A 22,652-nucleotide genomic window follows, 5' to 3' on the forward strand; every position below is an offset into this window, starting at 1 on the left:
TCTCATCTTCACTTTCCGTTGCTTTTGCTTAAATTGTGCATAGCGTTTGTCATACCAAAGCCCCAAATCCAGTTGCTCTCATTGATATTATCAAAAGCAGGAACACTTACATCGGCAATAGATGCTGGTGTATAACCTTGCATTGCCTTATCAGCATCTTCAGCAGCCTTAGCATACTCACCCATAGCAAGATAAGCACGAGCACGAAGACCATAAGCCACATGCTGGTCAATCTGGGTCTTGTCAGTACGACTATAACCATCCAGGAGTTCGATAGCCTTTGTCAGGTCTGCGACAATTACATCATAAACCTCAGCCACGGTAGCACGTGGATTGTTGTTAGCATCGTTTTTGCCGATGATAGGTACACAAGGCTGATCCTTGGAAGTTGCATAGCCAAACTGGAAATATGGCGCAAGTGCCATATAATCGTATGCACGAGTAGCATAAGCCTGTCCAGCCTGAGCCTTACCCTTTGCATCTGCGGTCTCTACATTAATAGAGTTAATAACCTGCTCGGCAACACCAATCTGACGATATGGCAATGTATAGCGAGCATAAGGGTTGGCATAATCAGGATTACGGGTTGAATACTGACAAGCTGCAGAGAACCAGTTGTAGGTATTATTACCTGAGAACATATCAGCACCTTCCAAATCCTGTGACAATGCTGCAGAAATGAATCCGAAATCATCAGCTCGGTCATTATCAATACCAAACACTGTCAATGGAGAACCAGCCATGGTATACATACCATTCAATGTGGCATCAAGACGACTAGACAGGGCATCTGTAGTTTCCTGTACCTGTCCACCAGTAATTTTACCTGATTCAGGATTCTGATCATCAATATCAGAGCATGATGCAACAACCATTGCACCAAGCAATAAAGCTGAAATCTTATTTAGTTTCATATTTATTCCTTTTTTTAATTTTTAGAATGTGAGACTGATACCCGCAGTAATAGAGCGCAAAGCTGCATAACCACCACCTGCAAGACCAGATCCAGAAGTCATAGAACCGATACCATAGTTGAAACGTGGATCAAGTCCCTTGCGCTTCGTAAGCATGAAGATATTCTCTCCTGCTACATAAATGCGGAGATTGGTCAACTCGAGTGGGCGAATCAACGCCTTAGGGAATGTATAACCCAATGTCAAGTTGTTCAAGCACAAATAATTAGAGCTTGTCAAGAAACGATCCTGAGTTGTCTGTGAACCAATACCTGGATCATCAGCAGCAGCCTGGCTTAAACGTGGAATATCAGAATTCTTATTAGTCTCGCTCCATGCATTGAGCAAGTCTTTATGCATAGCACTACCTTGGCTTGTACCATTGTGCATCAAAGCCTGATACTGACCATCGTAAATCTTACCACCCAACTGATATGAGAACTGAGCACTCAAATCAAATCCATAAGCAGCTACACTTGTTCCAAAACCACCAAAAATGGTTGGGAGAGTAGAACCACAGTCATACTGTGTTGCCTTTGTGATATCTGTAGTAAGTTCCTTCTTAGTATAAGCGTAATCGGCAGCCTTTGCAGATTCCACCTTCTTACCATCGGCATTGTAATACACATCCTGGTACCACTGAGCCTGACCAGTCTCGTGGTTAACTCCTGCATACTGAACCATAAATGCTTCATATACAGAACCACCAACTTTCAGGACACGACCACTAGACTGAAGACCATTCTCGCCAAGTGATGGGTCGAGCTTTGTTATCTCATTATGGTTAAGTGTACCATTCCAATTGATACTCCACTCGAAGTTCTGTGTTCTAATTGGAGTACCCTCCAAAGAGATCTCAACACCACGGTTCACCATCTCGCCGATGTTAGCATAGTATGAAGATACTGAAAGACCTGATGACAATGGCAATGACTTTGACCACAGCAGATCTACAGTCTTCTGATTGTAGTATTCGATAGTACCAGTCAGACGGTTCTTGAAGAATCCGAAATCCACACCAACATTCCAGTCATTATGAGTCTCCCAAGTCAAGTTCTCATTACCTTTTTGACTCATTGTTACAGAGAACTGGCCTGTTTCTTCATTATAGGAAGGAGTATAGCGATCTGCCCAATAGTAGTAGTACTCACCAATTTGGTTTGCATACGGAGTTGTATCCAACTGGTCGTTACCTACAGAACCATAGCTAACCTTCAACTTCAAAAGGTCAATCCACTTAACATCCTTCAAGAAATCTTCCTTGTTCATCTGCCAAGCCAAACCGACACTTCCGAAAGTACCCCAACGATGACCAGGGGCAAATGCAGAAGAAGCATCACGACGAAGAGAGGCATTTACAAAGTATTTGTCTGCATAATCGTACATCACACGACCGAAGAAACCTTCTGTCATATAGTTATTTGTGAAAGAATTGTTCTTCTTCTTGCTTGTGCCAAATGCATTACCCAACTCACCAATGAATGGATCGTAAAGACGGGTATTTGAACCTGAGAGATATTGATACTTGAGCTTATACTGCTCGTAACCAGCCAATATATTGAAATGGTGATTACCGAGAGACTTATCGTAGTTGATAGTATAACGCTGGTTTACTGTAAAATATCGGTTTGCACTTACAGAAGCAATACCATCATCTGCCTGACCGTTGGCAAAAGCGCTCGCCAAATCATTGACACGAGTATTACTAGAGAAAGCATTCAGGTTGGCATCCAAAACCAAGCCCTCGATAGGAGTAATCTGTACATCCCACTGTCCCTGCAGAATATCACGATAACTGTGGCTGCGGTTATATTCGTTATCACGAACAGCATTACCAGAAATAGCAGGACGCTGGAAGCCTGTCTGATTAGCATCATAAACAACACGACCACCTTCTGTCTTGATACTTCCATCTGCATTGCGAACATACAATGGATAGATAGGAGCTACATTGTTGGTGATATAGAACAGGTTGCCAGAACTACCATACGTATAGACATCATATTGTGGAGACTGAGAATCGGTGTGAGTAAAGCTCAAACCTGTAGTCAATTTTAACCATTTCTTTGCCTGATAATCCACAGTGGTGCGGGCAGTATAACGCTTCAACTCTGAGTTGTCAACAATACCACCATCCTGCAAGTAACCTGCACTGGCAAAATAATTCATCTTACCATTAGAACCTGTTACGTTAGCATTGTATTCCTGACGGAAAGAACTATGGAACACCTCATCATACCAATTATCTGGAGTATAATAGTATGTACCATCACTATATCCCAAGGTTGCCTTAGGATTAATCTTAAAGTCCTTTCCAATCAGCTGTTCACCCTGAGGAACGGTATATACCTGATAACCCAAACCACCATCGCGGCTATTGTAGAGGTTTTTGCAAGCGAAATCGTATGCCTCATCAGCAGTTGCACCATGATAGTACTGAGAATTGTACATTGCCTTGAAATGAGTCTCGTAGTACTGAGCAGGATCCTTGATTACGTCATACTGAGGAACGAAACGTGAGTTGGAACCCCACTTTGCATCAAATGTTACACGAGCATCCTGACCATCACGAGCCTTCTTAGTTGTGATAATAACAACACCGTTGGCACCACGAGCACCATAGATGGCACTAGCAGAAGCATCTTTCTGTACAGAAATGCTCTCAATATCAGCAGGATTGATGTTTGAAATTCCTGCCTCGTAAGGAGCACCATCAACAATGTAAAGAGGCTGTGAACTGGCACTGACAGAACCAATACCACGAATACAGATTGTTGGAGCTGATCCTGGCTCGCCTGAAGAAGAAGTAGCCTGAATACCAGCTACCTTACCAACCAAAGCTGTAGTTGCAGAAGAAGCTACATGGGCTGTAATGTCTTCTGACTTGATTTCTACGGCAGAACCTGTAAATGCTGATTTTTTAGTCTTACCGTAGGCAATGACCAATACATCATCCAATGCATTGTTGTCTGGGTCAAGAACAATTTTCATGTTCTTGCCAGCCTTTACAGTCTTACCAATCATACCGATGTAAGAAATCTCCAACTTAGCATTTGCAGGAGCATTCAATGAGAAGTTACCATCAACATCGGTAACTGTACCGGTTTGTGTACCAGCAACTTTGATAGAGGCACCAATGACTGGGCTTCCATCCTCAGAAGAGGTAATAGTACCGGAAACTTGAGTTTGCGCCAACGCCATTCCTAAACTAAGGAAGAGGCAGGCAATAAACGTCATGAGTCTTTTTTCCATAAATCTCTCTCGTTTAATTAATTAATAAATATATAATGTTTTATATTTCTTTCTCACTACATATCCTCCCAACTTTTATTGAGCGTGGGGGCTCATTTCTTGTCTCCAACTCTTATCCCGAACTGGTGGGGGTGGGTATGTTGGCATACCTTATTATATATAGGGAAGTATCTCAAACTTCACTAAATTTTAATAATATTTTTAATCGGCTGCAAAAATAAGCATTTTTTAGGAAATCACCAAACTTTTTTCTAGAAAAGTTGCACTTTGCTCGACATTTTATTATAAATATGCGGTTTTTATACACATTTGCTTATGAAAAACAAGCGAAAGCGGCAGTTTTGTCAAAAACTGCCGCTTTCGCTGAAATACTAACTTTCTGTCTTTAATTCTTTGTCTAGAACAAAGAGCATATAGAGTGGGATGTTGATGGTTTTTGAACTGTTGTTTCTCTCGTATGACAAGAGACTGGTGCGAACCAACTTGTCTTGCACCTTCCAGTATGAGTGGCTTCCTTCCGTGACTGTCTTTCCATTTTAACAATTGGGATATAAGTAGTCTTTCCATACGCTAAAAATTATGTTTTGGCAAAGGTACTAATAAACAGTGAATTACGCAAGGAAAATCACATTTTCCTAAGGACTTTTAAGTATATTTATCACATTTTCCTAAGGACTTTTCTGTTAAATCATCACATTTTCCTAAGGACTTTTTGGGGCTTAAATCGAGAATTCTGTCGTAATCTCAGAAAAAAAGCAAGATTACGACAACTTTTAAACGAGAAATCTGTCGTAATCTCGATAAAAAAGTGAGATTACGACAGATTTTCATGATTTTTCTCTTTAAAAGATTAATTATTTTGTTTCGTCTTTACTAGTCTGTGGATGGATTAGAAATCAGAAACGCTTACGGCTGTGATAGGCACGATGCGGAAGTTGTCCAGTGCAGATTCCCTTTATACCTTATTATATATATATTTAGTATTCGTATAGCTTGATGTGGAGTATTTTGTTGTCTCCACATGAGATGCGGGCATGACGCCCCTGGTGGTCCTGATCGCCATTATCACGACGGATAAACTGTAATTTGCCGTTTTTGTCTATTTCAACCTGGTCTACATATCCGATACCGATACGCTTACCTTTGAAGGTTGTGGCTTGTTTCTTTGTTTCGGTTCCACCGTTGTCAACAAATCCGTCCTCACCGAGTTTCTTTTCTTCAGCTTGCGCTTTTTCAGTCCTGCTTTGGAAGACTACGACGATTCCATTACCTGCTATGATGTATTCGTTCTTGGCTAGTTTCACAATCAAGCCACCGCCTTCAGGCCATTTACTTCCATCTGTAGCGCGAGGATCCCATGGTAGCGTGAAGAAATGACGGCAGGTCATGGTGATATCGCCATCTTCAATGATGCGCTCTTTATCTTCCTGGTCGAAGAGTAATCCCCAGTTTTTACCCTTTCCCTGATGCTGAAGCAGGATAGGAGAGAGCTGATTGATAACCTTGTATGAACGTCTGAGACTGTTCTTCACCTTGTAGTAAGCTTCATCGAGAGCAAACGGACTGAAACTGATGGCATCTGTTTCGCCGAAGGTATAATATGCCTTTACGCCGCTATTGATATCGCATTTCACTTCAGGAGTGAAGAAAGGATTGTCGGCACGCTTGTATTTCTCTACCCATCCCTTGTAACCGGTATCATAGATATCTGGTGCAAAGATGTCGATACTTGGTGCACCGCATTTCCAGATATCAATCAGATGGACAAGTGGTCCGGCAGAAGGATATTCGCCTGGTTTTCTGCCACGACTGTTCATTGCAGCATTTACATACATCGGAATATTGTAGATGGCTTTGCCTGCTGAGGCTAGCTGCTCTACATACTTGGCATAATAATATGCTTGGAATTTCTCGTCAGCATAACGGTCTGTTCCGAAAACTTCTGCCCATGTACCTTTCTTCTTGAGCTTGAGTGCCTTGAGCAATGAAGCAGGAACGGGTTGTCTGTAAGCTTTTTCGGCAAGAGGAGAGTGGTCGCGGGCAGATTCGAGCATGCCGATTTCGTTTTCTACCTGCATCATGATAACGGTATTCTCCTGACTGTCTACTGCTTTAATGTGCTTCATCAGTTCGCAGAATGCTCGCTTGTCTGCTTGAAGCAGGTTATTGCTGAAGGCTGTGCATATCTCTAATGGCTTGCTGTTCTCTGTGAGTGAACGAGGAAAACGCTTGGTGTTTTCCTTTACCCATAGTGGAGCATAGCAGCTCATGGAGTTCTTCCAGGCACCGAACCATAGGAAGACAATCTTCAAGTCATGCTTACGGGCAGTTGTGATGACGCTGTCTACAAGTGCAAAATCATATTTGCCCTCATTAGGTTCTACAAATTCCCAATATGCAGGAACGAAGACAGAGTTGACTCCGCTATTCTTCATCTGTTTCAATGCTTTCCTGATGTCGGCAGGACTCGTTGCGGCTGAGTTGCTCAACTCACCAGCCAGGAGAAGCATCGGCTTGTCGTTGACAACAAGCTGGGTTGCAGAGCCTTGCTTCTGCAGTTTCACTCCAGCTTGTATGTTGATGCAGCATAATAATGCAAGAAAAGATAATACAATCTTATTCATAAATCTTCATTTTAGAAAAGGTTTGAAAATACTTGAGACAGGTATTGCGCCATTCCTTTGCATTCTCCAACTGTACATTGAGCAGAGAGTCTGTATGTTGCCATTCCTGCTCATGTCCCTTCATATACTGCTTGGCTGAGGTATGCCAGAAGTCGCGGTAAACTTCTACCATCGCCACACCCATGTTGTACTTCATGCAGAGTTCCTGCCAGAGGGTGCTGCCTGATTTCATCTTGTAAGTCCAAGGCACATGATGGAACCAGAGGAGATATTCCTCAGGGCAAGTCTCGATGTTGTCATACATACTGCGGTAAGGTTCCGGATACTGACCAACGGCATCTGTACCTTTGGATGACCGGTCGAAACCTACGCCCTGTGCATTTGCCTTATGGTAGTATACCGGGCACCATTCCAAAGGATAACTTGCGATGAAACCATCTGGCTCCGGACCGTAGTGGTGGTCGAACTTGAAGATGTGGTGCAAACCCAAAGGCATCATATAGTTGACGCAAGCTTCGCGCGAAGTCATCATCATCATCTCTACCGGCTTGGTAAATTTCTCGTCCTGATTTTCGTAGGTCTGTACGAGCCATTCGTGAGCAATCTCCTCGGCTGTAAGTGAAGGATTCCATGCCAATCGGCCAAAAGCATACCAGTTAGCCTGAGAGAAAGAATGACCGCACCAGTTGGCATCATCACCGATATTGGCTACACCTGAGATTCCAACCAGTCTGTCTGGATTAACAAAGCCAAAGAATTCCTTCCACATAGGAGCGAGATAGGTGAGATGCTTAGACTGACCGAGATATTCCTGGGTAATCTGAAGTTCTGCTATCTGTGGAGTCTGTTTGATGTTGTCGAAGATAGGAGCGTATGGCTCACGAGGCTGGAAGTCGAGCGGACCATTCTTTGACTGTAGGATGACGTTGTCACGGAACTTGCCATCCATACCTTTGAATTCGCTGACAGCTTGCTTCACACGGTCTTCTCCCTTATGGTTAGCACCATATACAAAGCTTCGCCACATGATGATACCTCCGTATGGTTTGACGGCATCGGCAAGCATGTTGGCTCCATCGGCATGTGTGCGGTGGTAGTCGCCAGGACCAGGCTGTCCTTCAGAATTGGCTTTTACGAGGAAACCGCCAAAGTCGGGGATGGTAGCATATATCTCTTTTGCCTTCTTCTTCCACCACTGCTGAACCTTCTTATCCAGTGGGTCGGCAGTCTTGGTGTAGCCTAAAGCCATAGGCGAAGCGAAGTTGATGCTTAGGTATACCCGGATGCCATAAGGACGCAGGATGTTGGCGATGACTTTCACCTTATTAATATATTCTGCAGTCATCATCTTTGGCGATGCGTTTACATTGTTCAGTACGCTGCCGTTGATGCCCAAAGAGGCGTTGGCACGGGCGTAGGTGATGAGACGGTCGTGCAGACTCTTACTGATGCTGCCGCCCTTACCGTTTTTGCCGAGTTTGATTTCTTCCCATTTGAAAATGCTCTTTCCGGCATAGCCACGTTCGATGCTGCCATCGAGATTATCCCAATGGTTGAGAATGCGGAGACCCACTTTTGGTTTCTCGGTCTCATCGATAGCTTTGCTGAAGTTCTGCTGATTGCCGCTACCTGTGTTGTAGGCATCGGTGTTCTGAAGTCGAATTAACTCGTAGGCACCGTAGAGCAAACCGATAGGATTGCTGGCGGTGATAGTTGCTTCGTACTGAATGTTGTCGCCTTGCTGGGCAGGACGGGCGTAGATGTTATAGCCCTCGCCCAGGTTGAGACTCTTGTCTATCTTGAGCTCAACATTCTTGCCACGCCAGTTGTTTTCTAACTCCTGCTTGGCAATCTTGGCTGTTGCATCATCAGGCAACTGTGAGATGACTTGGCATGAGTTAGCATACTGCTTTCCGAGCCATAACTGTGAACCATCACTCTGTGCAGAAACATGGAGTGATGTAAGTACCGTAAATAATAAAATGAGGTATTTCTTCATATCTTTGCAGATCGTTAGTTTGTATTGTTATTGTTTCTGCTGCAAAGATACGAAAAAATACCTTTTATATATATAGCGGTCGTTTATTTTTCATTTCTCTTTGTTTCAGCATACTCGCTAGGCGACATGCCATAGTGTTTTTTGAACACGGTAGAGAAGTGGGTCTGGTTGTTGAAACCTACAGAGTAGGCTACCTGCGTGATATTAATCTGCCCCTCTTCGATGAGTCGTGCCGCCTGTTCCAGTCGGAGGTTACGTATAAATTCTCCGGCAGAAACACCAGCAATCTCCTTCAGTTTACGGTGGAGCTGTGCACGGCTGATACCTACCTCCTCGGTAAGTTTCTCTACATTTAGGTCGGGATCGGCAAGGTGGCCGTTGATATATTTCATCACGCGTTCCATCAGGGCATCGTTATTGCCCTTTACCTGAATCTGCTCAATCTTCGCCTTTTGGCCCTGTGCTCCGCTGTATTTGCCGCGGATGCGTCGCACATTATCCACCAGGTTGTCGATAAGGATATGCAGCTCTTCCATGTCGAAAGGCTTTGCCAGGAAAGCATCGGCTCCTCTGCGAAGTCCCTCCAACCGGTGTTCCACCTCGCTCTTCGAGGTGAGCAGGATGACAGGAATATCGCTGATGTTGCTGTTGCTCTTGATGTTCTTGAGCATGGTGATTCCATCCATCTCCGGCATCATCACATCGCTTATCACGAGGTCGTACTTGCCGGTGAGCAGCATCTTCAAACCCTCCTTGCCGTTGCAGGCACGCTCAAAGCGGTACCAGTCGCTCAGTTCTGTCTTGATGTATTGGGCAATCTCGCTGTCATCGTCAACTATCAGGATATTGAAGTTGCGGTTGGCCTGTACTTTCTTTTTGGTAATCTCCTGCTCCTTCTTGTCTTCTTCTTCCAGTATCTCGCCTGGCTGCAGATGGCTGTTGCCCAGTGGAATGCTTACTTCGAAGCAGGAACCCTTGATGCCGTCGGTACGGTTGTAGGCCTTGATCTTGCCTCCGTGCATTTCTACAAATGCCTTACAGAGGTTGAGTCCGATACCGGTTCCTTCGATATGGAGACCGCTGCTGTTGTTTCCCTGATAGAAACGTTCGAAGAGGCGGTCGGTCTTCTCTTCCTTCAGTCCGATGCCTGTATCTTCTACCCTGATGGTGGCATTCTTTTCGTCTTTACCTATGATAACAGTAATCTCGCCGCCATCAAAGGTATACTTCATGGCATTGGAGAGCAGGTTGGAGATAACCTTGTCAAAGTTGATGCGGTCTATCCAAACCTTCAGCTTGCCTTTATCGCTGCTGAGGCTTTCGTCTTCTTTGAGCTCAAGGGTGATGTTGCGCTCCTGTGCATTGAAGCGGTAGAGCGATACGATGCCATGCAGGAAATCCTTGAGCGGAGTCTCCTGGCAATGGAGATGCATCTGGTTCTTGTCTATCTTTCGTTCATCAAGAATCTGGTTTACCAGAAGCAGGAGGCGCTGGGCATTGCGGTCGATGGTATCGATATCCTGTTTGCTTTCGGCATCTGTTAATCTTGTTTTCAGCTTGTTGAGCGGTCCCATGATTAATGTCAGCGGCGAGCGGATGTCGTGGGTGGCATTGATGAGGAACTGCATCTTGGTCTCTTCCAGGTCTGCCTTGCGGCGGCGCTCGTATGTATAGATAACATACAGGATGACGCTTGCTATGATCAGGATATAGAGGAGATATGCCTCGGGTGATGCATACCAAGGGTCGCATACCTTGATGTTGATGATGGTAGGATTCTTGGAATATCTGCCATTGCTTGTAGCTCTCACCTCCAGCGTATAGTCGCCCGGTTTCAACTTGTTGAATGCTACGGCATTGGCTCCCTCATTGGTGCTGTTCCATTTGCCGTCGTTGATGCGGTATTGGAAACTGATATTATCGGTGTTCTTGTAGTTGAGCAGCGAGAACTCCAGAGTGAATGAATTCTGGGAGTAAGGAATGCTGAAGTCTTTGACCATACAGTTGATTGGCTTTCCGTCGATGATGAAGTTGGTGAGATGTACATCTCCCAGTTCCATCTTCTTGGCTCTGACAACGTCAGGATAGAAGGTTGTCATACCGTCACTGGTTCCGAAGGCGATAAGGTCGCTGGCGGTATGCATGGAAGAGCCCAGCACGTACTCACGGGTAGTAAGTCCGTTGCCGTTGATGTGCCCGATAAACTGTCTGTTCTTCTGTTCGTACTGCCAGATGCCCATGGTTGTACTTACCCACAAGTCACCCTTCTGGTCTTTGATGATGCTGCAGACCTGCTTGCCTTTCAACGCTTCCGCATGAGGGAAGTTCTTCGTCTTGTTGCTCTTTCTGTCAAACAGATAGAGTCCTTCTTCGGTACCGATGATAATATCGCCGTTCTTTCCTTCGCAGATACCATTCGCCTGTCTGTCTTTCAGAATGTTGAGCCATCCGAAATCCTTGAAACTGAGCGTTCGGGTATTGAGACAGGAAACTCCATTAGAGGTTCCTATCCATAAATGGCCTGTATGATCGAGCGCCATGCTTCGCACCCAGTCGTTGCAGAGAAATCCTTTATCGCCTCTTTGCTGCATATTCAGAACGGTAACCTTGCCGCTTTCCACATTATATATATATAGGCCTTTGCTGTATACAGAAATGTAAAGGTTGCCCTGTGCATCGTCAGTCATACAGTAGATGCCGGCGCTGGTAAAGGTGAGTTTCTGCTGGTATGTACCTGTATGGGGGTTGTAGCTGTAGAGTGCGCTGCCATTGCTGATCCAGTAATCGCCACGTCGGTCTTTATAGATGATGCCGGTACCTGCAGGTGACTGAGGGTGGGCGATAATCTTGCCTGAAGCGTCAAAACAGAACACACCACTGTTCTGTACCGTACACCATGTTTCACCATTTTCGCCTTGTGCAATAGATGAAACGCTGCTGCCGATGATGTAGTTCTGTGCAGAGAAACTCCAGCTGTTGAAAGCCTGCTGGCGCTGGTTGATCAGGTACAGACCTTTGTTGTAACATCCTATCCAGAGATTGTTGTCCTTATCTTCGATGATTTCGTTGACGAAGGCGGTAGCCAGATTGAAACTGCTGTTGCTGTTCTCCAACTGTTCTACCCTGTTGCTTCCCTTTCTGATCATGAGAACACCATGCTCGGAGGTGCTGATATAGAGGTTGCCTTCGTGGTCGAAGGTAGCATTGTTGATGGTTACATTATTCTTATAGCCGCCAAAGTCGTAGCCGGCATCAGCGATGCGGCCTGTGCGGTAATCATAATAGACGATGCCATACATGCAGGCGATGAGCATGGTCTGCGGGCGATGCTGGATGAAAGCCACAGGTGCTCCGCATGGCGATTTGAAGTCTTTGCGCTGCACCTTGCCTTGTTTCTTGATGAAACGGGTGAAGATAGAAAGGTGGCTACTCTGCCAGAGATAATGATGCTTATCTTCGTAGATATGGGTAAAGAATACATCAGAATCGCGCTCAGCGTATTGCCTTTCCTGTCTGATAGTGAAAAGGTCGTCTGTTCCTTTCTGGGTATTTCTGTCTTTTACAGAATAGAGACCATATCCTGCAGTACCTAGCAGGATATCGCCATTGTGACTTTCTACCATAGAATAGATACGTGGCTTTCTGCCATCAGGAAACTGGAGACGGGCGAAATCGTTCGTCTCATAATTATAGCGCATCAGTCCCTTGGCACAACCTATCCACAGATTACCTTTCTTATCTACCAGCAGGTCGGAGATAATGTTGTCAGTAATGGAGGTTGTGTCTTCTTCGTTGTGCAGATAGTTGGTAAAGCGATAGCCGTCGAACTTGCTGAGTCCGTATTCGGTTCCCACCCAGATATATCCGTATTTATCCTGCACAATGCAGTTGATAAGCGAACTTGACAGTTTGCCCGATGTGAAAAGTTCACCACTGTCAGCCCATACCATGAGCGAGATGGTGATAGCGAAGAGTGCCGTTAGGCAATGTCTGATATGCTTCATATTTTCTGTCCGTTTTCTTGTTTAAAATAGGTTGTTACGGCTGCAAAAATAACAAAAAACAATGAAAGAAACAAATTCTAATGCAACAAAATGTTTCATTTCTTTTTGTTTCTTTATCTTTTTGTGCCCTTTTTGCAAGTATGAAACAAATAGAAAAGTAATGGTAACTATTAAATACCTGTTATTTCATTACTTATCAGTAAATTTGCATCGTCAACAACAATAGAAACATTAAAAGCATCATAATAACAATGAATAGACAAGCAATCAAAATCTTATCGCTGGCGCTCGTATTGGCTACGTCAAGTTCTGTAGCTTTTGCCCAGAAGGTATGGAAAGGAACTTGGGCTACTGCAGTGGAATGGACTGGTAAAGGAGATATGCCTAAGGAAAGCTTGAGCAACCGTTCTTGCCGACAGATAGTTCATGTATCTTTTGGAGGAGAGGAACTCAGAGTGAAGCTCAGCAACGAGCAGAGTAAGGAGCCGGTAGAAATCAAATCGGTGTATATTGCAGATACTGATGTTCCAAGCAATTGGGGAATCAATGCCAAGACGGTGAAGTATCTCAAGTTTAATGGCAAGAAGAATGTAACCATTGCTCCGGGCAAGGCTATCTTCTCTGATGATTTGAAATATGCCCTGAAAAGTGGACAGCGCCTTACGATTACCATCGACTATGGCAAGCAGACTCCAGTGAATGCAACATCCCATCGTGGTTCGCGTACTACCTCTTATATAGTAAGTAATGTAAAGGGCAAGGCGGTGAAACCTGCAGATGCAGCTTTCGATAAGCAGGAGAAGGCTGACCACTGGTACAATCTTTCTGCCATTGATGTGAAGACCGATAAGGCTACCCCTGTGGTAGCTATCCTCGGAAACTCTATTACCGATGGCCGTGGAAGTACTACTAACCATCAGAACCGCTGGACCGATTTCCTCTCGGATGCCCTGAATGCAGAGAAACCATATGGCGTGTTGAATCTCGGAATCGGTGGCAACTGTGTGGTACAGGGCGGATTGAGCGAACCGGCCATGAAGCGTTTCGACCGTGATATCCTGGGGCAGACAGGTGTGGATAAACTCATCATCTTCGAGGGAACCAACGATATCGGTTGCTGCAGCGGAAATTATGAGCATGTAACAGATACCCTGATTGCCTGCTACAAGGTGCTGATAGCGAAAGCCAAGGCAAAGGGAATCAAGGTGTATGGCGGAACCATCACCCCAACCAAGGGAAACGGCTGGTATTCTTACTGGCATGAGGCGATGCGACAGACCGTGAACGAATGGATCAGAAAAAGTGGTGCCTTCGACGAGGTCATCGATTTCGATGAGCTGACCCGCGATCCGAAAGACCCTCAGCGTCTGAAGGCTGAGTATTCTGACGACTGGCTGCATCTCAATCCGAAGGGATATGAGGCAATGGGCAAGTTTGCCGCAGAGAAATTGAAGTAAATATATTATATGCATCTTTTATGTTATATATATAATAAGGTGTAAACTTAATGACAGAATAAAATATGGAACAGACATCTGTAACACAGGAATCTAAGGGATTCTACAAACTGAATTGGCTACAACGCATCGGATTCGGATCTGGCGACTTGGCGCAAAACCTCATCTACCAGACCATCTGCATGTATCTGTTGTTCTTCTACACCGACATCTATGGACTTAATCCTGGTGTTGCTGCCACCATGTTCTTGGTGGTTCGCTTGGTCGATGTACTCTGGGACCCGTTGGTGGGAACTTATGTAGATAAGCATAATCCACGTTGGGGTAAGTATCGTTCATATCTCGTCCTGGCGGGTTTGCCACTCACCGTACTTGCCATCCTCTGTTTTTGGAATGGTATGGAAGGACAGACAGAAACCATCAAACTTATCTATGCCTATGTAACATATGTAGGCTTGTCTATGCTTTATACATTGATCAATGTGCCTTACGGAGCCTTGAACTCTTCGCTGACTCGCGATACAGACGAGATAACCATCCTTACCTCTGTACGTATGTTCATGGCAAATGTGGGTGGACTCTGTGTATCGGCAGGTGTTCCAATCCTGGTAGCCATGCTCGCAGCAGCCAAGGATCTCCCTATCGAGATGGCACTCTTCATGGGTTTGGGCTCTTTGCCATCTTTCATCTTTATGCCACTGGTTCCTGCCATCAAGAAAAAGGTGGGCAAGAAGAATATGTTCTACATCTTCCTTACTGTGGCTATCGTGGGTATGGCGATGCTTTATATCATCAGCAAGATGGGATCTGTAAAGGATCATATCACGCTGGTTTATATCGCTCAGTTCATCAAATCAACAGGCGTAATCGTAGCTACAGGATATATGTGGGCTCTGATTCCAGAGGTTATCTCTTTTGCAGAATATACCAGCGGCAAGCGTATTGCCGGCATCGTCAATGCCCTGACCGGTATCTTCTATAAGGCAGGTATGGCTCTGGGTGGTGTTATTCCTGGTGCAGTTCTTGCATGGACCGGTTATCAGGCAGCAGCTGCTCAGGAGGGCAACTCTCTTCCTACCGACAGTAATGCTTGGTTTGTTGCCATGCTGATTTTTGCCCTGGTAGGTTTCGCCCTTCTGGTATTCTGCTTTACCCAAACCAAGGAGCGTGTGGTAATGGACGAGAAGGAAACCAAGAATGTTAAGGTGAGTGACCTGTGGACAGAATTCTTCCATAACCGTCCTCTCCGTATCGTGGCACTCTTCTTCATTACAGCCTTCGCCATGATGTCGGTAGGTAATGCTGCCGGTGCTTACTTCATGAACGATTTGGAGCAGCAGACTCCTCTGGCACAGGAGGGTATCCGTTGGCTGGTATGTGTGATTCCTGCCATCTTGCTGGGTTTGGCGATGTTCATCATCTCTAAATATGAGTTGACCGATGAGGTCATCGACGACATCAACAAGAAGATTGAGGCCCGACACAAGGGAGAAAACTAGATACTATAATTATTAACGAGAAAAATAGATATAAGACATGAAAAAGATCACAACTCTGACACTGGGGCTGATGCTTGCTTCAACAGCTTTCGCTCAAAAAGCGAACTCAGTAGCTCAAATCCCAACATTCCAGGAAGCTATGGGTAAGTACTTCCTGGTAGGTGCTGCCATTAATACCGATTTGCCTGATGGACAAGACCCTGCAGGTGAGGAAGTAGTGAAGAAACAGTTTAACCAGGTAGTTGCCGAAAACTGTATGAAGGGTGAGAAGAATCATCCGGAGGTGAATCGCTTTGATTTCACAGATGGCGATAAGTTGGCCGACTGGGCAGAGAAGAACGGCAAGACCTTGATCGGGCATTGTCTGGTTTGGCATTCTCAGCCACCTAAGTGGATGTTTACCGATGATAAGGGTAATCTGGTAAGCCGTGAAGTGCTTATCGGCAGAATGTATAACCATATTATGAATGTGGTTACTCATTATAAAGGTAGAGTAAAGGGTTGGGACGTTGTGAACGAGGCTTTCGAGGATGATGGCTCTTACCGCAAGTCTCTATATTATAAGATTATCGGTCCGGAGTTCATCGAACTGGCTTTCCGCTTTGCGCATGAGGCTGACCCTAACGTAGAACTCTACTACAATGATTATTCTACTTCGAAGCCAGCCAAGCGAGAGGCTATCTGCAAACTGGTTCGCGATTTGAAGGCGAAGGGTCTCCGCATCGATGCAGTAGGTATGCAGAGCCACAATGGTTTTGATTATCCTGACTATGCTGAGTATGAGAAGAGCATCGAGGCTTTTGCTGGTGAAGGCGTGAAGGTGATGCTGACGGAGTTAGATATGAACATGCTTCCTAATCCGGAAGGATTCGGCGGAGCGGAAATCAGTCAGAAGTTTGAACTTCAGAAGAAGTACAATCCATACGTGAAGGGACTTGACAAGAAGGCGCAGAAACTCTTCAATCAGCGTTATCTCGATCTCTTTAAGATTGTAGAGCGTCACAAGGATGTCATTAGTCGTGTTACCTTCTGGGGTGTCAACGATGGTCACTCTTGGTTGAATGGCTGGCCTATCCCTGGCAGAACCAACTATCCACTGCTCATCGACCGCAACAACGAGGTGAAGCCAGTGGTGAAGGAAATCGTCAATCTCTTTAAGTAAAATCTCTTTAGATAATATTGTACATCTCTTAAAATAATAAACAACAATGAAAGCAAGATATTTGTTCCCAAAGGATTATATGGCAGACCCATCTGCCAATGTGTTTAACGGTCGCCTGTATGTTTACCCATCTCATGACTGGGATAGCGGCGAATGCTTCGACGATGATGGCGGTCACTTCCAGATGAAAGACTATCATGTTCTCTCTATGGACGACGTGATGGAAGGTGAGGTAACCGATCATGGTGTGATTCTCGACGTGAAGGATGTGCCATGGGCTGAGAAGCAGATGTGGGACAACGATGTAGTAGAGAAGGATGGCAAGTACTATCTCATCTTCTCTGCCAAGGATTATAATGGTGTGTTCCATCTAGGTGTGGCTGTAGCTGATAAGCCAGAAGGTCCTTTCATTCCGAATGCCGACCCTATCCGCAAGTCATACAGCATCGACCCTTGTGTGTTCAAGGATGATGATGGCAAGATTTACTGCTACTTCGGTGGTATCTGGGGCGGTCAGCTTCAGTGGTATAAGGACAACAAGGCTCTGAAGGATGAGCATCTCCCTGAAGGCAAGGAGAACCCATTGCCATCTCGTGTAGCCATGATGACGGATGATGTGCAGCAGTTTGCTGAAATGCCAAAGCCTGTTGTCATAGTTGACGAAGAGGGTAATGTATTGCCAGCTGATGATCCACATCGCTTCTTCGAGGCCAGCTGGATGCATAAGTATAAGGGCAAGTATTACTTCAGCTACTCTACCGGTGATACTCATTATCTCTGCTATGCTGTAGGTGATAATCCTTATGGTCCGTTCACTTACAAGGGTGTTATCCTGGAGCCTGTAGTAGGTTGGACAACCCATCATAGCATCTGTGAGTACAAGGGACAGTGGTATCTGTTCCATCACGACTGCGTGCCATCAAATGATACAACCTGGCTTCGCAGCGTAAAGGTGGCTCCTCTCTTCTATGATGAGGATGATAACATCTTGCCGGTTCAGCCTGAATAAGAGTATTATAATTTTTAGGTTTATAATAGTTTTGATGAATAGTTGATATATAAGTTAATGTTAGTTTAGAAGGAACGGCATCTTCGTGAGGAGATGCCGTTTTCACATATATGCCTTTTCTTTCTTTTCTTCTCTTTCTGTTTTCTCTTACTTTTCATCTAATGTTATTTTTAAGTTATTTCTATCATTTTATAGGAGATTTCGGATATTTTTGTTTACCTTTGTGCCCGTAAACCATAAAAAGAATAATTTATGTTGAGATTACTTTTAAGGCTTTGGTGGTTGCAGCAGCGCCGTAACTTCCACAAGCGAGATGCCTTCGTGGCGTGCTACATCATCTTCCTGTATGTGGTGATGGGCGTGAGCTTCTTTCTCAGCTTCACCGAGAATGGGGGAGAACTTGGGGGCGAAGACATGCCTGCCCTGTTGGGAGCCGGTATCGTTGTCGGTATGCTGATTCCGGACATCATCATGAAGATGGTGATGAAGCGGGATATTACGGCGATGGATGATTACGTGAAGTCGCGACCTGTGCCGGAGAAAATCTGGAACAAGTTCCTGCTCACCACCAATCTCGTGAGCTTCTGGAACTATGTGCTTCCAGTGCTTATGCTTCCTGTATTTATCTATTTCCTGCCTGTAGGTCAGGTTATTGCCAGTTTCTTTCTGTTTCTGGCGTTCTCTTATATTGACGGCATCTACATCACCTGCTACCGCAAGGCAACAGAGTGGATTCTGAAATGGCCCTTGATATTGGGATGGGTGGGAATGTTTGCCGTGCTGATAGGATATATGTTTGTGAGTTCCTTTTTCCCGGTATGGATGGGATGGGCGGGTATCTTCTTCCTTGCCGGAGCGGTATTCGCCGGACTTACCATCTATCTCTATCACGAAAAGATTTATAACGAGCAGAAGCAGAAGGTTTCCAGGTTCCGTGGTTTCAGCCATATCAACCTCTTCAGTCTGCAATATATCGGCACATTGAGAGCAAAGCGTGTCCGTACGATGGTGATTATGATTGCTGCCATCTTCCTTTTCGATGCCTATCTCTTTGCCTTGCTTCCGACAGAAGCGGGACAGGAAATGGGGGACAAGGTGGCTATGACTACCCTCTATGTAGCGGGTGCCATCCTGCTGCCATCGGTGGTGTTGTCGCAGTGGACCTTTGGCATTGAGGCAAACTTCTTTCATGGTTTGATGACCAAGCCTGTTAAGGTTAAACAGATGCTGCAGAATTGCTTCTATTATTATATGGTGGTGAGTGCTGTCGCCTTGTTGCTCACCCTTCCGTTCCTTTTCCTGCAGGTAGGAATCGGAATCCAGGTGCTTATCAGCGGTTTCTGTCTGGCAGTATTCATCAATCTCTTCAATCTGCCTACGGCACTCTTCTCTTCCCGTCTGGAGATATTCCAGACTTCCATGTTCAGCATGCAGGGAGCTAATCTGAAGATTAATCTTTATGCCATCGCCTTTCTCTTCCCGCTGGCTGGTGTCTGTGCTGTCTATTATTTCTTCGGTGAGACGGCATGGTTTATCACCTGCATAACGCTGGCAGTCTTCAGTATCGCCATCCATAAATGGTTCATCGCCAAGATAGCTGCCATCTTCGAGAAGAACAAGTATAAGCGCATGGAGAAGTTTATGGAAAGCTAAGTAAACATTAAACACTACACATTAAACATTAGAATAATGGATATCAAGATTCAGAATCTCAAAAAGATATATAATGGCAATACCGTACTCGATATTGATAATCTGGGTGTTGCAAAGGGCGAGCTGATAGGACTCGTAGGTAATAATGGTGCGGGCAAGACCACCTTGCTCCGTCTGATTCTCGACCTGATTCAGGCTGATGATGGTTTCGTGGAAAGCAATGGTCAGAAGGTGAACGAGAGTGAGACCTGGAAGGAATATACCGGCAGTTACATCGACAGTAGATTCCTCATCGACTTCCTCACCCCTGAGGAATACTTCGATTTCATCGCTGATGTTTATCACATTGACGATGAAACCCTGCAGGAGCGATTGGCTCAGTTTGAGGGCTTTATGCACGATGAAATCATGGGAACCAAGAAGTATCTCCGTGATTTTTCTCAGGGTAACCGACAGAAGATTGGCATCATCGGAGCGATGATCATCAATCCGAAGGTTCTTCTCCTGGATGAGCCTTTCAACTATCTTGACCCATCTTCTCAGATGACTATCGCCCACATGATTCAGCGTATCTGCAAGGAGCAGGGCACCACGGTCATCATCTCCAGCCACAACCTCAACTTCGTTGCCGACATCTCTACCCGCATCCTTCTGCTGGAGAAAGGCAAGCTGGTGAAGGATCTTCCTAATGTCGATGGTGCTGCCATCGCCGAACTCAACGAGTACTTCGGTATTCAGGCGGAATAAACTTTTTCCGTTAATATTATACAAATTCCATGATATGATTTGTATAATTATCGTTAAATGCTTACCTTTGCACCCAAACGAAGAAAAAAGAATCAATGAGCAAAGGAAAATTAGCAAAGTTTGCGGATATGGAGCGTTTCGAGAACGTGTTCCAGTATCCATATAGTGTAGTAGATGACGTGCCTTTCGATATGAAGGGCAAGTGGCGTGAGATGTATTTCCACAATGATAACCCTATCGTGCTGGAGTTGGGATGCGGCAAGGGTGAATATACCGTGGAACTTGCCAAGCTCTATCCTGAAATGAACTTCATCGGTGTGGATATCAAGGGCGCACGAATGTGGACCGGTGCCAAGAAGGCGATAGAGGAAGGACAGAAGAACGTGGCTTTTCTCCGTACCAATATCGAGATTATCGACCGCTTCTTTGCTGCGGATGAGGTGCAGGAAATCTGGCTCACCTTCTCTGACCCGCAGATGAAGAACCCTCGCAAGCGTCTTACATCTACTTACTTCATGAACCGTTATCGCCACTTCCTCGTGGATGGCGGTATCATCCATCTGAAGACGGACTCCAACTTCCTCTTCACCTATACCACTTATATGGTGGATGGCAACCATCTGCCTGTGCTCTTCCGCACCGAGGACCTCTATCATCAGGAGGGCATCGATGAGGAAACCCGTAAGATTCTCTCTATCCAGACCTATTATGAGAGTATGTGGATAGAGCGTGGCTTGAACATCAAGTATCAGAAGTTCGCCTTGCCACGCGAGGGTGAGCTGGTGGAACCTGATATTGAGATTCCGCTGGATGATTATCGCAGTTATCGCCGTGATAAGAGAAGTTCAAAGGATACAGCGAAGTAGATTTCTACAATGATTTGAATAAGCTTCCGCAATGCTTTGAATGCCTTTCCTCAAGCGTTATTGGCGTTTGAAGAATGCGTCATAAGTATCTGAAAGAAGTAACTGAAGTTGTTCGGAGATACAATAGAAGTTGTTGGAACAGTAAGTATCTCGAAGCGCACAACAGTTGATATGCGGTCGCACATCAGCTGTTGTGCGCTTGTCTTTCAGCTGTTGTGCATGCGTAGAACAGCTGTTGTGCGGTTTTAAAATAGCAATTCTTATTGATTGTCTTTGTTAATCAAGTTGACGACTACTTTTACCATAACATCTTTTTCCTCAGTTCTGCTTTCTGCAATCATCAGAGTCAGGGCAACGAGTGTGTTGTCGGCAATTCTCTTATGTCCATTTTCTGCATACAGAATGCCATTCTTCTCCATAAACCAAAGAAAAAGCATGGCCGCAATTCTCTTGTTGCCATCGCTGAATGAATGGTTTTTTACGACAAGGTAGAGCAGCATGGCTGCTTTTTCTTCTACCGAAGCGTAGAGCTCTTCACCGCCGAAGGTTTGGTAAATCTGACCTATGCTGCTCTTGAATGAATCATCCTTCTCATTGGCAAACCATTTACTGCCTCCAAACTTTTCTTTCAAAGCATTGATGGCTTCCATTGCATTTTCGTAGGTGGCATGGAACGGCTCGGCTTGAGTCGTCTTGTCTATGAGTAATGTCTGATAATCATATTTGTCGAGAGTATCCAGGGCATAAACATAGTCGCTGATGACATTGAATAGTCCGTTATATTCGCCTTCTGAAACCTGATCTTGTAATGTAATCGCACGTGACATCAAACGAACCACTTCTTTCAGTTCGTTGTAATTGTCTAGGCGTTTCTGGTTGATGGCGTAACCCTTGATAATGTATTGCTTCAAGATGGAATTAGCCCATTGACGGAATCTGGTACCATTGATTGACTTTACACGATAGCCTACGGAGATAATGACGTCCAGGTTATAATATTCCGTTTCGACAACCTGTTCAAAGCCGTCGTGGCGGCCATATTTCTTGGTATGTGCAAATTTTGCACATACCAAGGATTTGTCGAGTTCACCTTCTTTGAAACAGTTATTGACATGTCGTGAAATCACAGTTCTGTCACGGCCAAACAACTCTGCCATTTGGCTTTGTGTAAGCCAAACGGTATCATTCTCTAATTTTACATTCAGCTCTATGTTTCCCTCTGGGGAACGATAGATTTCGATGGATGAATTCCTCTGCTCCATACCTTTCATTATTAAAAGTTCTTATTCTAGTACCCAACTTTTGGATAATTTGGCAAAGATACGATTATTATATGATTCCTACAAGGTTTTCGAGTATTTTTTCTTCTTTTTGATGAAATTTGCGAAAGATTGAAATGGAAGGAATGTTTTGTTTTTGATTACTTC

13 protein-coding genes are annotated in these 22,652 nt (G+C 44.9%); 7 read left to right on the top strand and 6 right to left on the bottom strand.

What is annotated here, in order from left to right:
- Positions 1 to 8: 8 nt before the first annotated feature.
- From DWV53_RS01745 to DWV53_RS01770, 5 genes are all read right to left on the bottom strand, one after another.
- Positions 9 to 914, bottom strand: a complete 906-nt coding sequence (locus tag DWV53_RS01745) for a RagB/SusD family nutrient uptake outer membrane protein (protein ID WP_118151240.1) — start codon at positions 912 to 914, stop codon at positions 9 to 11.
- A gap of 21 nt (positions 915 to 935) precedes the next feature.
- Positions 936 to 4,205: a SusC/RagA family TonB-linked outer membrane protein gene (locus DWV53_RS01750; RefSeq protein ID WP_118151242.1), complete on the bottom strand. Its 3,270-nt coding sequence runs from the start codon at positions 4,203 to 4,205 to the stop codon at positions 936 to 938.
- Between the two features lie 977 nt (positions 4,206 to 5,182).
- Positions 5,183 to 6,829, bottom strand: a complete 1,647-nt coding sequence (locus DWV53_RS01760) for a DUF5597 domain-containing protein (RefSeq protein WP_118151244.1) — start codon at positions 6,827 to 6,829, stop codon at positions 5,183 to 5,185.
- Positions 6,822 to 8,828, bottom strand: a complete 2,007-nt coding sequence (locus tag DWV53_RS01765; RefSeq protein ID WP_118151246.1) for an alpha-glucuronidase — start codon at positions 8,826 to 8,828, stop codon at positions 6,822 to 6,824. The genes DWV53_RS01760 and DWV53_RS01765 overlap by 8 nt, the downstream gene beginning before the upstream one ends.
- 83 nt (positions 8,829 to 8,911) lie before the next feature.
- The gene (locus DWV53_RS01770; RefSeq protein ID WP_118151248.1) at positions 8,912 to 12,832 is read right to left on the bottom strand and encodes a hybrid sensor histidine kinase/response regulator transcription factor; all 3,921 of its coding nucleotides are present in this window, start codon (positions 12,830 to 12,832) and stop codon (positions 8,912 to 8,914) included.
- A 251-nt stretch (positions 12,833 to 13,083) separates the two neighbouring features.
- Between DWV53_RS01770 and DWV53_RS01775 the strand changes: the two genes are divergently transcribed.
- From DWV53_RS01775 to trmB, 7 genes are all read left to right on the top strand, one after another.
- Positions 13,084 to 14,289, top strand: a complete 1,206-nt coding sequence (locus tag DWV53_RS01775) for an SGNH/GDSL hydrolase family protein (RefSeq protein ID WP_181992383.1) — start codon at positions 13,084 to 13,086, stop codon at positions 14,287 to 14,289.
- 65 nt (positions 14,290 to 14,354) lie between these two features.
- Positions 14,355 to 15,788: an MFS transporter gene (locus DWV53_RS01780; RefSeq protein WP_118151250.1), complete on the top strand. Its 1,434-nt coding sequence runs from the start codon at positions 14,355 to 14,357 to the stop codon at positions 15,786 to 15,788.
- A gap of 37 nt (positions 15,789 to 15,825) precedes the next feature.
- Positions 15,826 to 16,950 (top strand): endo-1,4-beta-xylanase, encoded by a 1,125-nt coding sequence (locus DWV53_RS01785; protein ID WP_118151252.1) that lies wholly within the window; start codon positions 15,826 to 15,828, stop codon positions 16,948 to 16,950.
- A 46-nt stretch (positions 16,951 to 16,996) separates the two neighbouring features.
- The gene (locus DWV53_RS01790; protein WP_118151254.1) at positions 16,997 to 17,959 is read left to right on the top strand and encodes a glycoside hydrolase family 43 protein; all 963 of its coding nucleotides are present in this window, start codon (positions 16,997 to 16,999) and stop codon (positions 17,957 to 17,959) included.
- Positions 17,960 to 18,211: 252 nt separating this feature from the next.
- A complete protein-coding gene (locus tag DWV53_RS01795; RefSeq protein ID WP_147468719.1) occupies positions 18,212 to 19,612 on the top strand; it encodes a DUF5687 family protein in 1,401 nt (466 codons plus the stop codon).
- 36 nt (positions 19,613 to 19,648) lie between these two features.
- The gene (locus tag DWV53_RS01800; RefSeq protein ID WP_118151258.1) at positions 19,649 to 20,359 is read left to right on the top strand and encodes an ABC transporter ATP-binding protein; all 711 of its coding nucleotides are present in this window, start codon (positions 19,649 to 19,651) and stop codon (positions 20,357 to 20,359) included.
- Between the two features lie 95 nt (positions 20,360 to 20,454).
- Positions 20,455 to 21,225 carry a tRNA (guanosine(46)-N7)-methyltransferase TrmB gene (gene trmB / locus DWV53_RS01805; protein WP_040553112.1) on the top strand — a complete coding sequence of 257 codons (771 nt, stop codon included), beginning with the start codon at positions 20,455 to 20,457 and terminating at the stop codon, positions 21,223 to 21,225.
- A gap of 260 nt (positions 21,226 to 21,485) precedes the next feature.
- On the opposite strand, the gene rhuM is transcribed toward trmB, so the two are convergent.
- Positions 21,486 to 22,496 (bottom strand): RhuM family protein, encoded by a 1,011-nt coding sequence (rhuM, locus tag DWV53_RS01810; protein ID WP_118151260.1) that lies wholly within the window; start codon positions 22,494 to 22,496, stop codon positions 21,486 to 21,488.
- Positions 22,497 to 22,652: the final 156 nt, after the last annotated feature.

The organism is Segatella copri, assembly GCF_003465495.1.
GTDB classification, from domain to species: domain Bacteria; phylum Bacteroidota; class Bacteroidia; order Bacteroidales; family Bacteroidaceae; genus Prevotella; species Prevotella copri_G.

What these genes read in the sequence shown, in the direction of transcription:
- DWV53_RS01745 (WP_118151240.1), bottom strand. Translation starts at nt 914, where the DNA reads ATGAAACTAAATAAGATTTCAGCTTTATTGCTTGGTGCAATGGTTGTT.
- DWV53_RS01750 (WP_118151242.1), bottom strand. Translation starts at nt 4,205, where the DNA reads ATGGAAAAAAGACTCATGACGTTTATTGCCTGCCTCTTCCTTAGTTTA.
- DWV53_RS01760 (WP_118151244.1), bottom strand. Translation starts at nt 6,829, where the DNA reads ATGAATAAGATTGTATTATCTTTTCTTGCATTATTATGCTGCATCAAC.
- DWV53_RS01765 (WP_118151246.1), bottom strand. Translation starts at nt 8,828, where the DNA reads ATGAAGAAATACCTCATTTTATTATTTACGGTACTTACATCACTCCAT.
- DWV53_RS01770 (WP_118151248.1), bottom strand. Translation starts at nt 12,832, where the DNA reads ATGAAGCATATCAGACATTGCCTAACGGCACTCTTCGCTATCACCATC.
- DWV53_RS01775 (WP_181992383.1), top strand. Translation starts at nt 13,084, where the DNA reads ATGAATAGACAAGCAATCAAAATCTTATCGCTGGCGCTCGTATTGGCT.
- DWV53_RS01780 (WP_118151250.1), top strand. Translation starts at nt 14,355, where the DNA reads ATGGAACAGACATCTGTAACACAGGAATCTAAGGGATTCTACAAACTG.
- DWV53_RS01785 (WP_118151252.1), top strand. Translation starts at nt 15,826, where the DNA reads ATGAAAAAGATCACAACTCTGACACTGGGGCTGATGCTTGCTTCAACA.
- DWV53_RS01790 (WP_118151254.1), top strand. Translation starts at nt 16,997, where the DNA reads ATGAAAGCAAGATATTTGTTCCCAAAGGATTATATGGCAGACCCATCT.
- DWV53_RS01795 (WP_147468719.1), top strand. Translation starts at nt 18,212, where the DNA reads ATGTTGAGATTACTTTTAAGGCTTTGGTGGTTGCAGCAGCGCCGTAAC.
- DWV53_RS01800 (WP_118151258.1), top strand. Translation starts at nt 19,649, where the DNA reads ATGGATATCAAGATTCAGAATCTCAAAAAGATATATAATGGCAATACC.
- trmB (WP_040553112.1), top strand. Translation starts at nt 20,455, where the DNA reads ATGAGCAAAGGAAAATTAGCAAAGTTTGCGGATATGGAGCGTTTCGAG.
- rhuM (WP_118151260.1), bottom strand. Translation starts at nt 22,496, where the DNA reads ATGAAAGGTATGGAGCAGAGGAATTCATCCATCGAAATCTATCGTTCC.